Origin of the sequence: Gilliamella sp. Lep-s35, assembly GCF_009795845.1 — a bacterium.
Lineage (GTDB): Bacteria > Pseudomonadota > Gammaproteobacteria > Enterobacterales > Orbaceae > Gilliamella.
In genome coordinates this window covers 96,325-110,115 of sequence record NZ_WTEX01000004.1, presented here as the reverse complement: position 1 = coordinate 110,115, position 13,791 = coordinate 96,325, and the positions used below count along the sequence as shown (strand labels likewise).

At 31.9% G+C, this 13,791-nt stretch carries 9 protein-coding genes and 1 other RNA gene; 1 reads left to right on the top strand and 9 read right to left on the bottom strand.

The features are described 5' to 3' along the window. Window positions 1–74: 74 nt before the first annotated feature. Window positions 75–497 carry an META domain-containing protein gene (locus tag GQ590_RS03065; RefSeq protein WP_160406450.1) on the bottom strand — a complete coding sequence of 141 codons (423 nt, stop codon included), beginning with the start codon at window positions 495–497 and terminating at the stop codon, window positions 75–77. Between the two features lie 54 nt (window positions 498–551). On the opposite strand from GQ590_RS03065, the gene hrpA reads away from it, so the two are divergent. Then, window positions 552–4,451, top strand: coding sequence for an ATP-dependent RNA helicase HrpA (gene hrpA / locus GQ590_RS03060; protein WP_160406449.1), 3,900 nt, complete (start codon window positions 552–554; stop codon window positions 4,449–4,451). Between the two features lie 63 nt (window positions 4,452–4,514). On the opposite strand, the gene GQ590_RS03055 is transcribed toward hrpA, so the two are convergent. From GQ590_RS03055 to pheS, 8 genes are all read right to left on the bottom strand, one after another. Continuing rightward, entirely contained in the window at window positions 4,515–5,558 is a 1,044-nt protein-coding gene (locus GQ590_RS03055; protein ID WP_160406448.1) for a YdgH/BhsA/McbA-like domain containing protein, read from the bottom strand. 50 nt (window positions 5,559–5,608) lie between these two features. Then, window positions 5,609–6,196, bottom strand: coding sequence for a helix-turn-helix domain-containing protein (locus GQ590_RS03050; RefSeq protein WP_160406447.1), 588 nt, complete (start codon window positions 6,194–6,196; stop codon window positions 5,609–5,611). A gap of 505 nt (window positions 6,197–6,701) precedes the next feature. After that, window positions 6,702–8,639 carry a U32 family peptidase gene (locus tag GQ590_RS03045; protein WP_160406446.1) on the bottom strand — a complete coding sequence of 646 codons (1,938 nt, stop codon included), beginning with the start codon at window positions 8,637–8,639 and terminating at the stop codon, window positions 6,702–6,704. A 135-nt stretch (window positions 8,640–8,774) separates the two neighbouring features. Next, complete coding sequence (gene htpX / locus GQ590_RS03040) at window positions 8,775–9,644, bottom strand: protease HtpX (protein ID WP_160406445.1); 870 nt, start codon at window positions 9,642–9,644, stop codon at window positions 8,775–8,777. Window positions 9,645–9,845: 201 nt separating this feature from the next. Beyond that, window positions 9,846–9,941, bottom strand: an RNA gene (ffs, locus tag GQ590_RS03035) — signal recognition particle sRNA small type. Window positions 9,942–10,076: 135 nt separating this feature from the next. After that, window positions 10,077–10,370, bottom strand: coding sequence for an integration host factor subunit alpha (locus GQ590_RS03030; RefSeq protein ID WP_065637551.1), 294 nt, complete (start codon window positions 10,368–10,370; stop codon window positions 10,077–10,079). A gap of 4 nt (window positions 10,371–10,374) precedes the next feature. Further along, entirely contained in the window at window positions 10,375–12,762 is a 2,388-nt protein-coding gene (gene pheT / locus GQ590_RS03025; protein ID WP_160406443.1) for a phenylalanine--tRNA ligase subunit beta, read from the bottom strand. Window positions 12,763–12,778: 16 nt separating this feature from the next. After that, window positions 12,779–13,762, bottom strand: coding sequence for a phenylalanine--tRNA ligase subunit alpha (pheS, locus tag GQ590_RS03020; protein ID WP_160406442.1), 984 nt, complete (start codon window positions 13,760–13,762; stop codon window positions 12,779–12,781). Window positions 13,763–13,791 lie beyond the last annotated feature (29 nt).

The window sequence follows — 13,791 nt, the reverse complement described above, 5'->3', positions numbered from 1 at the left end:
GATTGTCTTTGATGAAAATTAAGAAGAGAAACATCTTAGCGTTGATATTTGTTTATAAGATGTTTCTAAATGGATTACATTAAATCTTTGAGTTGATAAATAAGTTCGTTTTCCTGGTTCTTTAAAGTTAACTGTCCCTTATCCAAGCTTACTGTCGCCCCTTCTGTTATTAGTTTTGTGATAATACCATCTAAGTTATCTAGCTGAGCATCATTACAAATCATTTTAGTCATACCAACACTAGGAGCTTTGATTTTTTCGTTTTCCAATGTCACTTTAGCAACAAATCTGTTACACATTTTTCCAATAACGTTCATGTTTTCGCCAAATTCTATTTCAGTTTCTTTATCAGCAGGAACATCTTGCCCATTTGCTTTTATTAGCACAAAACGATGGTGAGTAAGATCTTCCGCTTTTATTTTGTTCGTTTCACCGCAGCCAGACAAAGTTAAGGTACTAGCAAATAGTGTTGTGGTAAGTATTAATGTCTTTTTCATATTAACTCCTAATGATAGGTAAAATTTGTTATAATTAATCTTATAGAAAATTTCATGATATTTATTTTACTCTTTATGTTATCTCAACAGCAATTAAAATTTTTAGAATCAATGACTTTCTTAGATAAGAATAAAATTTTAAGATCGTCTAAAAACAGCCAGAATAGAGTTGGAATGGATTTAGATATAACTCAAGCAGTGTTACATTATCAAACTAGGTTAAGATTATTACCAAGTCAAATTATATTTCCTAATAATTTACCTGTTGTTGAAAAAAAACAAGAAATTTATAACGCAATTAAACATCATCAAGTCGTCATAATTGCGGGTGAAACTGGCTCAGGTAAAACCACGCAAATTCCCAAAATCTGTTTAGAATTAGGTTTAGGCGTCAAAGGCTATATTGGTCATACGCAACCAAGACGATTAGCAGCACGTTCAGTAGCTAACCGTATAGCTGAAGAGTTAAAAACAGAAATAGGGCAGTTAGTTGGTTTCAAAGTTAGATTTTCAGATCATGTTAGTGATACAACACTAATCAAATTAATGACTGATGGCATATTGCTTGCAGAAATTCAAAAAGATAAACTGTTATTACAATACGACACCATTATTATTGATGAGGCTCATGAACGTAGTTTAAATATTGATTTTATTCTTGGTTATCTTAAACAATTATTACCGAAGCGCCCTGATTTAAAAGTTATAATAACATCAGCAACGATTGATGTTGAACGATTTTCAAAACATTTTAATCAAGCTCCAATTATTGAAGTATCAGGAAGAACTTATCCTGTTGAAGTGAGGTATCGTCCACCGATATTAGATAACGATGATAATTCGGATGATAAAAATAGCGATTTTCAACCTATTATTAATGCAATTGATGAGCTGTCAGCAGAAAGCTCTGGCGATATACTGATTTTTTTAACAGGCGAAAGAGAGATTCGAGATCTTGCTGATACATTGAACAAATTAGATCTTCGTCATACAGATATTTTACCTTTATATGCAAGATTATCAGCATCTGAGCAAAATCGAATTTTTCAGTCACACACTAAAAGGCGAATAGTTCTAGCGACTAATGTGGCAGAAACCTCTTTAACTGTACCTGGAATTAAATATGTTATTGATCCTGGTTTAGCTAGAATTAGTCGCTATAGTTACCGTACTAAAGTTCAGCGGTTGCCCATTGAACCAATATCCCAAGCATCAGCTAATCAACGTAAAGGACGATGTGGGCGAACTTCTGATGGTATTTGTATACGTTTATATGATGAACAAGATTTCTTGTCACGTCCTGAGTTTACTGAACCTGAAATTTTACGAACCAATTTAGCATCAGTGATATTACAAATGACTTCTTTAGGCTTAGGTGACATTACAGCCTTTCCTTTTGTTGAATCACCTAACGCAAAATATATTCGTGATGGTATCCGATTATTAGAAGAGCTCGGCGCAATATTTACCAAGCATCATCGATATCATTTAACCGAAATAGGAAAAATTTTAGCGCAATTACCAATTGATCCAAGATTGGCCAGAATGCTTGTTGAAGCAAGACGATTAGGTTGCACCAAAGAAATCATGATAATTACTGCAGCTTTATCGATTCAAGATCCAAGAGAAAGACCTTTTGATAAACAACAAGCTTCAGATGAAAAACATCGTCGTTTTATTGATAAGGAATCAGATTTTATTTCTTTGATTAATCTATGGAATTATATTAAAGAACAGCAAAATATATTATCAGGAAACCAATTTAGACGATTATGTCAAAAAGAGTTTCTAAATTATCTTCGTATTCGAGAATGGCAAGATGTTTATACACAAATAAGACAAACGATAAAACAATTGGCTTTTCCTATAAATAGTCAATTAGCTGATTATCGTTCACTTCATATAGCTTTATTGAGTGGTCTACTATCCCATATCGGTATGAAAGATCTTGAAAAAAACGAGTATATTGGTGCTCGTAATATTAAATTCGCAATTTTTCCTAATTCAGCTCTTTTCAAAAATCAGCCTAAATGGTGTATAGCTAGTGAATTGGTTGAAACAAGTCGCTTATGGGGAAGAACTGTCGCTAAGATAGATGCTGGATGGATTGAATCGATAGCAAAACATCTGGTTAAGTATAGTTATAGTGAACTAAGATGGTCAAAAAAGCAGGGCACCACAATAGCGAACGAAAAAGTAACTTTATTTGGTTTACCAATTGTTGCAAGTAGAATTGTAAATTATAGTAAAATCGATCCTATTTTAAGTCGCAGCTTATTTATTCGGCATGCATTAGTTGAAGGTGATTGGCTAACAAATCATAAATTTTATAAGCAAAATCAAAAATTGATCAATGAAGTTGAAGATCTTGAACATAAGTCCCGTCGACAAGATATTTTAATTGATGATAATGAACTTTTTGATTTTTATGATAAACGAATTGATAAGTCTGTCATTTCATCAAAACATTTTGACACATGGTGGAAACAAAAACAAAAATTGGCTCCTGACTTCCTTAATGTTGAAAAAGAAATGTTGATCAAACAATCGGTTGAACTAGTTAATTTAAATGATTTTCCAGATTTTTGGTATCAAGATAATTTTAAGTTAGCATTGAGTTATCAATTTGATATTGGACATAAGCGTGACGGTGTCACAATAAAAATACCACTTGATCTATTAAACCAAATTAAAAATAGGGGATTTGATTGGCAAGTACCAGGTTTTAGAAAAGATTTAGTTATAGCATTAATAAAATCATTACCAAAAGCATTGCGCCGAAATTTTGTTCCTGCGCCAAACTATGCTGATGCATTTTTGAGTAGAGTCGTTTCAACAGACATACCTTTACTTGAAAGTTTGGAAACTGAATTTCACAAAATAACCGGTGTGAAAATTACAACTGAAGATTGGCAGCTTAATCAAATTCCTGATTATTTAAAAATAACTTTTAGTATTGTTGATCAAAATAATAAAGAAATTGCGGCTAATAAAGACCTAACTTTCTTAAAAGAACAACTTAAAAATGAAGTTCAGCAAGTGTTATCCTCTTTAACAACTAAAAAAGCATCTCAACTTGAACGAACTAATTTAGTTGACTGGAATTTTGGTCATTTGCCTAGTGTCTATGAAGAAGCTAACAATAATTATACGATAAAAGCTTACCCAGCAATCATTGATAATCAACATTCTGTGAGCATAAAATTAGTGGATAATCAAGATGAACAACAAAGATTAACTAAATTAGGCTTAAGACGCTTATTTATGCTCAATATACCATCACCAATTAAATACTTACATGAAAAACTACCAAATAAATCTAAATTAGGCTTGTATTTCAATAGTTTTGGGACGGTACTAAGTTTGATTGATGACTGCATTGCTTGTGGTATTGATTATTTAATTGAAAAAAATGGTCAACTTATTCAAAGTGAAGATTCCTATCAGGCATTATTGGATTATATCAAAGGTAAGATTAATGAAATTGTAGTCGATATTGCAAAACAAGTCGAATCCATTTTAACTCTACATTATAACATTAGTAAAAAGTTAAAAGGGCGCATTGATTTATCATTGGCCTTCGCGTTATCAGACATAAAAAAACAACTCGATCATCTTGTTTATAAAGGATTTGTTGCACAGTCAGGTTACAAGAGATTGCCTGATATTTTTCGATATTTATCTGCAATTGAAAAAAGAATTGAAAAATTGATGTTAAATTTCACTAAAGATAAACAATCGATGAATGTAATTGAAGAGATCGAAAATCAATATGAAAAATGGCTTAATAACTTATCAGAAAATTCAAAATTACAAGAAAAAGTAATAAATATACGTTGGATGATTGAAGAATTAAGGGTAAACCTATTTGCTCAGCAATTAGGTACACCATATCCCATTTCAGCAAAACGTATTAAGCAACAAATCGATACGGTAAAATCAGAATTACAATAATCAAATAAAAAATATTTTATTCGATAAAAAGAGGGCGCATATGCGCCCCATTATCTATGTAAATTATCGATAAAGATCAACAAAAACAGTTATATTTGGGCCATTTGAATCATGAGCAATTCGAGCTATATGATAATATTTAGCACCCGCATCAATAGCTCGTTTACCAGCCTGATAAGAAATTTCTTGATCAGTGACATAGTATCCTCTAAATTTTATTGTATTAAATGCAACCATTTTTGCTGCAGTTGCATCATTCAATTCTTGAATTTTTCGCCCATCAGGAAGTGTGACAGTGTAACGATTAACGCGTTGAGGTTCTGATACTGGAGTAGCTTCAGATTTAGTGGTGCTAGTTGATATAGATGTTTCAGATTTGTTACTTGGCTGGTCAACAACTTTTACTTTATTATTAAATTTATCTGCATAAAATTTTTCATTAAAAGCAGAAGGGGAATAGTAACCTGGTTTTTCAACTTGCATTGCTGCATCACCACCTTGAGCAAGAGCTTTTTGCCCTGCTTCTGAATCGTATGGAATAGCATCTTCTGGTTGGAGTTTACGTTCTGGTGCATCTTTCTTAAATAAATAAGCAGCAACTTGTATATTACTACCAAATTCAGAACGTGAATCAATATAATAAGCATAAGCACCTTTTGATGAGGCTTCTTTAGCAACAGCCTGATTTATATCATATTCATTAGGAAAATATCCACGAATACGAACAATATTAAAAGGTTCTAAACGGATTGCTTTAGACTTTGGATATTCATATATACCTTCAAATTTACGCAAATTTTCAGCTTGCTCTTCTGCTTTTGGGGCATCAGCTTTATATAATTTAGCGTAAACAATGCGTAAAGTATCATTAGAGGGGCTAATATTGGTTGTAGTTATAAAAAAGGAAGCTGCACCTTCCTTATCTGCAGCTTTTGACATAGCTAAAACATAATCACTATCAGTATAAAATGCACCACGAATAGTTATGCTCTTAAACGACTGTAAATCTTTAGCTTGTTGCTCAGTTAGTTGTTGAGCCGCAAACGAGGAAAAAGGGATTGCTAGAGCCATAGTTCCTAAAATAAATGTTTTCTTTAAACTTGTCATACATTAAGACCTTACAATAAATTATTGCGATTATTTTAACATAAATAAATTTAATTACCTAAACTCATCAAAGCATTTAAGTCTTTAATAAATATATGTTTTCCTTTAGCTGATAAAATATTTTGCTCTTGTAATTTTGTTAAACTTCTACTAATAGTTTCAATTGTTAACCCCAAATAGTTAGCAATATCAGCTCGACTCATCATAAGCTTTATATTTAATGAAGAATGACCTTTTTGTTCATAACGTCGATAGAGAGAATAAATAAAAGTCGCAAGTCTTTCATCTGCTTTTTTTTGTGAATAGCATAATACCAATTTTTGATAATTATAAATATCAGAGCTTAGTAAATTAAATATCATATCCCTAACATTTTTTTGTGTATCAATTAGAGACATTAATTCATCATAATAAAGTTCGCAGACAAGACTATTACTAAGAGCTTGGATATTATTGTTATATTTTTTTGTTGAAATTGAATCTAAACCAACAATATCACCAGGTAAATAAAGGCCATTAATTTGTTGGTAATTATCTGAAGTTGTAACAAAAGTTTTTAATGCACCTGAATGTATAATATAAAATTTTGTAAAAGGTGTATTTTCTGTAACTAGTATTTCATCTTTGGCATAAGGCATTTTCCGATCTAATATATTACCTAAATTATTATTAAGTAACCTAGGAATACAAAGAGAACTTATACTACATAATTCACATGGTACTGAATAGCTTTTTGAACGTAATTTCTTAAAAATGTTTTGCATATCAACAAAAAATATTCATAGTTTATTATGATATTAGGTTACCATATTTTGTAGATAAAACAAAAATTACTCATTACTTTTATTTTACCTATAAATTCATAGCACCACATATTATTTAACATAATATAGATTATGCGAACCACGATAAACGTACGTGAATTCTGTGGATGTGAACCATAAAATCATGCCGTCAATTCAAATTAAGCCATCAAATCCACTAACCTTATAATTAATCTACAAATTAATAATACATAGACAATAAAGCAAATAAAATCAACACGTTAAAATAATCTATATTATGTTAAATAATATGTGGTGCTATGAATTTAATAACAAGTTATAATATTTATCTGAACTTTATAACTTGTTATTAAATATTTTAACTTTTAGTTATTAAAATAACTTCACTTCCTGGAAGTGGCATTTTTAAAATATGTTTTTTGATTTTCCCCCAAACTTGCATTTCACAAGCTTTACAATTGAATTTTAATAATAATTCCTCATTATTTTGAATCAATTTCATTGGTGTTACTTTAGTTTTCACTCCTTGAATACCTTTAGCTTGCTTTGGGCATAAATTAAATGCAAAACGTAAGCAATGTTTGGTTATCATTAATGGTGCATCTTCTTTAACCTCATGCGCTTCATAAGCACTTTCAATTAATTCTACACCATGCTGTGTATAAAATTCTCTTGCCTTGTAATTATAAACATTGGCCAAAAAACTCAACTGATGTTCAGGATAAATTGGAACAGGCTTTTGTTCTGGTTTACGTTTTTGTGGATGATAGCTTGCTAATCTTGCTATAGTTAATTTATCGATAGTATCTCTTCTAAGCTGATTTAATTGACTACTTGGAATAAAATAAATTTTTGATAAATTTAATTTAAAATCTGTTAAGTAATAGATACTTTGACCTAGCTTTGATAAATTATCTTTAAAATTTTTCAGTGATTTATCTGGTTGTTCTGCAAGTTCGAAAGAACCATTTAGTTCCATATTAACGCAAATACCCTCTTCACTTTTAGCTATTAATTCAATACCGTTTTCAGTATTATTTAATATAAATGATACACCAATACGACGAATGCTTGATTCTTTTAATAAGTTTTGTTGCCAGGTATGATCAAGGTTTCGATTTACCAAATAAGGTAATTTAACAGATAAAAGTGGTTCAGGAATTTCATTTGGATAAATTCTATATTGGTTAACCGAAAGTTTTTCAACTTTATCAGCTCTAAAACCAAAAATTTCTCGTTTAATAAGTACATTCAAACCATCACCATTAGATAATGTATTTTCTGACTTGATTTCAATAGATTGAGGTGTAACTTTAGTTATTTCACCAACTTGTAAGCCAATAAATTTAGGAGAATCAAATGCACCAATATTGGGTTTTCTACCATTAATAAAATAATCAGTACTACCTCGATGAAATGTTCGATTTGGATCTGGCGTAAAAAAATGCTCCGTCTTACCGCTTGAGGCTGGAAATAAGTCTGGTGATTCAGATAAAATCTTATCTAATTTTTGACGATAAAATGCAGTGATATTTTTAACATAACTTACATCTTTATAACGCCCTTCTATTTTAAACGATCTTACACCTGCTTGAATTAATTTTTGCAAATTGTCTGATTGATTATTATCTTTCATTGATAATAGATGTTTTTCATAAGCAACAATACGTCCTTGATCATCTTTTAAAGTAAAAGGAAGACGACAAGCTTGTGAACAATCGCCTCGATTTGCACTACGCCCTGTCTGTGCATGCGAGATATAACACTGTCCTGAAAATGCCACACAAAGTGCACCATGTATAAAAAATTCTATTTTTGCATCAATTTTCTCATGAATTTTAGCTATCTCAGTTAAATTAAGCTCACGAGCTAATACTATTTGCGAAAATCCTACATCAGATAAAAATTTGGCTTTTTCAGGTGTTCTTATATCCATTTGAGTACTAGCATGTAAATCAATAGGAGGAATATCCATACTCAAAATACCCATATCTTGCACAATTAATGCATCCACACCCGCATCATAAAATTCCCATATCAATTGCCTTGCTAGTTCAAGTTCATTATCGTGAAGTATGGTATTTAAAGTTACAAAAACTTTTGCATAATAGCGATGAGCAAATTCTACTAACTGAGCAATATCACTTACCGAATTACCAGCATTATGCCTAGCACCAAAGTTTGGTCCTCCAATATATACAGCATCTGCACCATGTAATATTGCCTGCTTTGCTATTTCGATATTTTTGGCAGGACTAAGTAATTCTAATTTATTATTGGTGATGTGATTTGACATTATTGACTCTTTGAAATATAGCTAATTGATAGTTTGTTCTTTATTTTACAAGCATTATTTATTCAATAACACTTGTAAAAAAGTTTCAGGAAAGTATGTGTTTGCGTATAAAATCTGTTATGAACTAGTTAATTATTAACTTTGATAAGTTCGGTTCCGTAAAGCTTCTATACGTTTTTCTAATGGCGGATGAGACATAAACAATTCAGAAAATTTTGCTTTTTTCGCACCATTAATGCAGAATGCTAAAATTGAAGTATCTTCACTTGGTTCATGGCTAGTTTTTAGTTTTTCTAACGCAGCAATCATCTTTATGCTGCCTACTAATTTAGCCGAACCAGCATCAGCGTGAAATTCTCGATAACGAGAAAACCACATTGCTATAAGGCTTGCTAAAATACCAAATACTGTTTCAAATACCATAACTATCAAGAAATACGCTAATTGTGATAAACCACGATTACGATCATCCAATGCTTGAGCTACAAGGGATGCTAACATTCTTGAAATAAAAATAACAAAAGTATTAAGTACACCTTGTAATAAAGTCATAGTGACCATATCACCATTAGCAATATGACTCATTTCATGACCAATTACCGCTTCAGCTTCATCTTGAGTCATAGTATTTAATAAGCCAGAACTTACTGCAACAAGAGAACTATTTTTAGTTGCGCCGGTTGCAAAAGCATTAACATCTTGAGCATGATAGATGGCAACATCTGGCATTTTTATATTAAGTTCTGTTGATAAACGACGAACAATATCAAGCAACCATTGTTCTTGACTATTACTTGGTTGAGTAATGATCTCTCCCCCTACTGACCGCAAAGCCATTCGCTTAGATAAAAGAAGGGATATAAAAGATCCTCCAAAACCAAATATTGCTGCAAAAATAAGTAAACCTAGCGTACTATGTGAATCAACGCCTAAGATACTTAGAATGATTCCAAATACAAACATAACGGCTAAGTTAGTTAGAATAAACAATCCAACTCGCATCATAATTTTTCTCTCTTTTGGTATAATAATTTTGAATAAAAAAATCGCAATACTGCAATTAAAATACATTTTATGTATGATCGCAAAAATAAATTACAGATACAACTATCAACGTAAGTATATTTTATAATGAGATAATATTTGTTTATTTAACAAACATAATATGAATGGTTAGATAGAAATTAAAAAATGATATGGAGGAAACCCTATCAGCCACATCCCACACACATATGTTTTACTTTGGCTGCTTCCTTCCGGACCTGACCTGATGAGCAAAAAAATGTTGCAAGAGGACCCATAGAGTCTCCATTGAGGAGGCAATATTATGCTTTATTTTAGAAATTAATACAACTTATTTTTGTTAAAAAAGAAATTAGCCTTTCAGGTATTTTAACAAAAGAAAGGCCATTGCATTGAAAATATAAATTTATAAACTTAGATGACTAAGTTTTTTTCTACACGTTCTCTAAATTTAATTCCTGGCCTAAATGTAACAACTCTTCGAGCTGAAATATCTACACTTTCTCCTGTTTTAGGGTTACGACCTGGGCGTGAATTTTTATCACGTACTGCAAAATTACCAAACCCTGATAATTTTACTGGCTCCCCTTTTTCTAAAGCCACGCGGATCTCTTCAAAAAAGAGTTCAACAAGGACTTTAGCTTCTTGGCGATCAATATTAAATTTTTCGGCAAGACGATCTGCTATATCTGCTTTAGTTAATGTCATATTATTATTCTCTTAATAAGGCTTTAAAACGATTTTGTAAAGCAATAACGCACTTGTTTACAATGTTTGTTATATCTTCATCTTCAAGTGTACGTGATTTATCTTGTAAAATCAAACTGATAGCAAGGCTTTTTTGATCTTCTTTGATATTTTCACCTGTATAAACATCAAAAAGATTAACTTTAATAAGTTGCTCACCACCTGCTTTTTTACACTCTAAAATAATATCTGCTGCTGATATTGTTTTTGAAACAATAATAGCAATATCTCGTTTATTAGACGGATATTTGGATAAGTCCTGAACAACGGGAACCTTTTTTCCAGTAATTTTATCTAAATTTATTTCAAAAACAAGAGTTTTACTATTTAAAGACAGTTTTTTTTCAATTTCTGGATGTAAGACACCAAAATAACCTATTGGTTCTTCATTTAAATAAATCGCAGCACTTTGTCCTGGATGTAAGGCTGATAATTGAGGTTTTTTAAACAGCACGTTATCAGCACATCCCAAAAGAGACAAAATTGATTCAATATCACCTTTAAGATCATAAAAATCCACGTTCTTTTTTGGAAGTCCCCAATGTTCTTCGTATAAATTTCCAGAAACAATGCCTGATAACATTAATTCTTGATGTACACCAAATTCACATTTTTCATCAGGTACAAAACGTAAACCAGTTTCAAATAATCGAATACGTGTTTGCTGACGGTTTTGATTATATAAAGCTGCATCTAATAAGCCTGACCATAGTGATAAACGCATAACTGACATTTCACTTGAAATAGGATTAGGTAATTTTATTTCATCTTGCTCAGGATGAAGAATTTGCTGAATTTTTGGATCAACAAAGCTGTATGTAACTGCCTCTTGATACCCCCTATCAACCAATAAATCTTTTACTCTTCGTAATGATATTTGACTTTCTGGTTTTGGTTTCATTATAGATTCAATTTTCAGGTTAGCATTTGGGATATTGTTATATCCGTAAATTCGAGCTATTTCTTCAACTAGATCTTCTTCAATTTGTAAATCAAATCGCCAACTTGGTGATTTTACAATCCAAACATTATTGTTATATTCAACATCACAACCAAGTCTGTTTAAAATATCACTAATTTTTTGCGTTTCGATTTGATAACCAATGATACGATCAATTTTATTACGGTGTAACTCAATAGTTGCCTGTGTAGGAAGATCATTTTGATTTGTGACATCAATAATTGGACCTACTTCACCACCACAAATTTCAATTACTAATTGACTAGCTCTTTCCATTGCCACCAACTGTAAAGCTGGATCAACGCCACGTTCATAACGGTGAGAAGCATCGGTATGTAGACCATACTCACGAGCTTTTCCTATTATTGCTAATGGATTAAAAAATGCTGACTCAAGAAATATATCTTTAGTTGATTGAGTTACGCCTGATTTTTCACCGCCCATAATTCCTGCTAATGCTAAAATTTTTTGGTGATCAGCAATAACTAAGGTTTTGTTATTAAGTTTAACTTCATTACCATTGAGTAAAACTAGTTTTTCATTTTCTTTAGCATAACGGACAACAATGCCCTTTTCTATCTGAGCCAAATCGAAGGCATGCATTGGATGACCAAGCTCTAATAACACATAGTTAGTAATATCAACAACAGCATCAATTGAACGAATTCCACCTCTACGTAATTTTTCTTTCATCCAAAGCGGTGTTGTAGCATTAACATTAATATTTTTTATAACTCTACCCAAATAACGTGGCGCAGCTTTAGTTTCATCGACCTGAATAGGTAATGTATCGGTCATTGTTGCTGGAACGCTGTCTACTTTCATTTCTTTCATAACTATATTGTTAACTGCAGAAATATCTCTAGCAATACCAACAATACCAAAACAATCTGCACGGTTTGGTGTTACACTAATATCAATTATTACATCATTAAGATTTAAATATTCGCGAATATCCATGCCTAAAGGCGCATCATCAGGTAATTCAATAATTCCATTATGATCATCAGAAATACCCAACTCAGAATAAGAACAAAGCATCCCTTCTGAAGGTTCTCCTCGCAGTTTGGCTGCTTTAATTTTAAAATCACCAGGTAATATAGCTCCGACTGTAGCACAAGCAACGGTTAATCCTTGACGGCAATTTGGTGCTCCACAGACAATATCAAGTAATTCTGGTTTACCTATATCAACTTTTGTAACACGTAATTTATCTGCATTCGGATGCTGCATACATTCAACAACTTTGCCAACAACCACGCCAGAAAAATCACCAGCAACCTTTTCAATATCATCAACTTCTAAACCAGCCATTGTTAATTGATCGGCTAACGTTTCGCTACTAATTTCTGGATTGATCCATTCACGTAGCCAACTTTCACTAAATTTCATGCTTTGATCTCCAGAATCAATTAAATTGTTTTAAAAAGCGTAAATCATTTTCAAAGAAAGAACGTAAATCAGTGACACCGTAACGTAACATAGTTAATCGTTCTATCCCCATGCCAAATGCAAAACCGCTATATACTTCAGGATCAATACCAACATTACGTAATACATTAGGGTGAACCATTCCACAACCTAATACTTCTAACCATTTACCATTTTTAGCTTTAATATCAACTTCGGCTGAAGGTTCGGTAAATGGGAAATAGCCTGGTCTAAAACGAATTTCCATATCATCTTCAAAAAAGCAATGTAGAAAATCGTGTAATAATCCTTTTAAATGAGTAAAGCTGATATCTTTATCAACAAGCAACCCCTCCATTTGGTGGAACATTGGCGTGTGAGTTTGATCGTAATCATTACGGTAAGTTCGCCCTGGAGCAATAATTCGAATCGGTGGTTTTTGGTTTTCCATTGTACGAATTTGTACGGTTGAAGTTTGTGTTCTTAATAATCGTTTTGCATCAAACCAAAATGTATCGTGATCAGCTCGAGCAGGATGATGAGCAGGAATATTTAATGCATCAAAATTATGGTAATCGTCTTCAATTTCTGGGCCTGTTTCAACAACAAAACCTAATTCACCAAAAAAATCGACTAAGCGATTGATTGTTTTAGTAACGGGATGCAATCCACCTAATTCAAGAGTTTTACCTGGTAAAGTAATATCTATTGTTTCATTAGCTAATTTTGCATCAAGAGCCTGACGCTCTAAAAAATTGCGCTTTTGATTTAATATTTCAACGACTTTTTGTTTTGCGTCATTGATTTTTTGACCGACAGCTGGGCGCTCATCAGCAGGAACATCACGTAATGAGGCCATTTGCATTGTAAAATGGCCTTTTTTACCAAAATATTCTACTCGAATTTGTTCGATCATATTAATGTCATTAGCACTTTCAATAGCGGATTTGGCTTTATTTACCAGTTCAACTAATTGAGACATATAGTTCTCCTGCTTATTGTTCATTATAT

Excerpts from the sequence above, each read along its gene's own strand:
- GQ590_RS03065 (WP_160406450.1), bottom strand. The coding sequence starts at position 497 with ATGAAAAAGACATTAATACTTACCACAACACTATTTGCTAGTACCTTA.
- hrpA (WP_160406449.1), top strand. The coding sequence starts at position 552 with ATGATATTTATTTTACTCTTTATGTTATCTCAACAGCAATTAAAATTT.
- GQ590_RS03055 (WP_160406448.1), bottom strand. The coding sequence starts at position 5,558 with ATGACAAGTTTAAAGAAAACATTTATTTTAGGAACTATGGCTCTAGCA.
- GQ590_RS03050 (WP_160406447.1), bottom strand. The coding sequence starts at position 6,196 with ATGCCTTATGCCAAAGATGAAATACTAGTTACAGAAAATACACCTTTT.
- GQ590_RS03045 (WP_160406446.1), bottom strand. The coding sequence starts at position 8,639 with ATGTCAAATCACATCACCAATAATAAATTAGAATTACTTAGTCCTGCC.
- htpX (WP_160406445.1), bottom strand. The coding sequence starts at position 9,644 with ATGATGCGAGTTGGATTGTTTATTCTAACTAACTTAGCCGTTATGTTT.
- GQ590_RS03030 (WP_065637551.1), bottom strand. The coding sequence starts at position 10,370 with ATGACATTAACTAAAGCAGATATAGCAGATCGTCTTGCCGAAAAATTT.
- pheT (WP_160406443.1), bottom strand. The coding sequence starts at position 12,762 with ATGAAATTTAGTGAAAGTTGGCTACGTGAATGGATCAATCCAGAAATT.
- pheS (WP_160406442.1), bottom strand. The coding sequence starts at position 13,762 with ATGTCTCAATTAGTTGAACTGGTAAATAAAGCCAAATCCGCTATTGAA.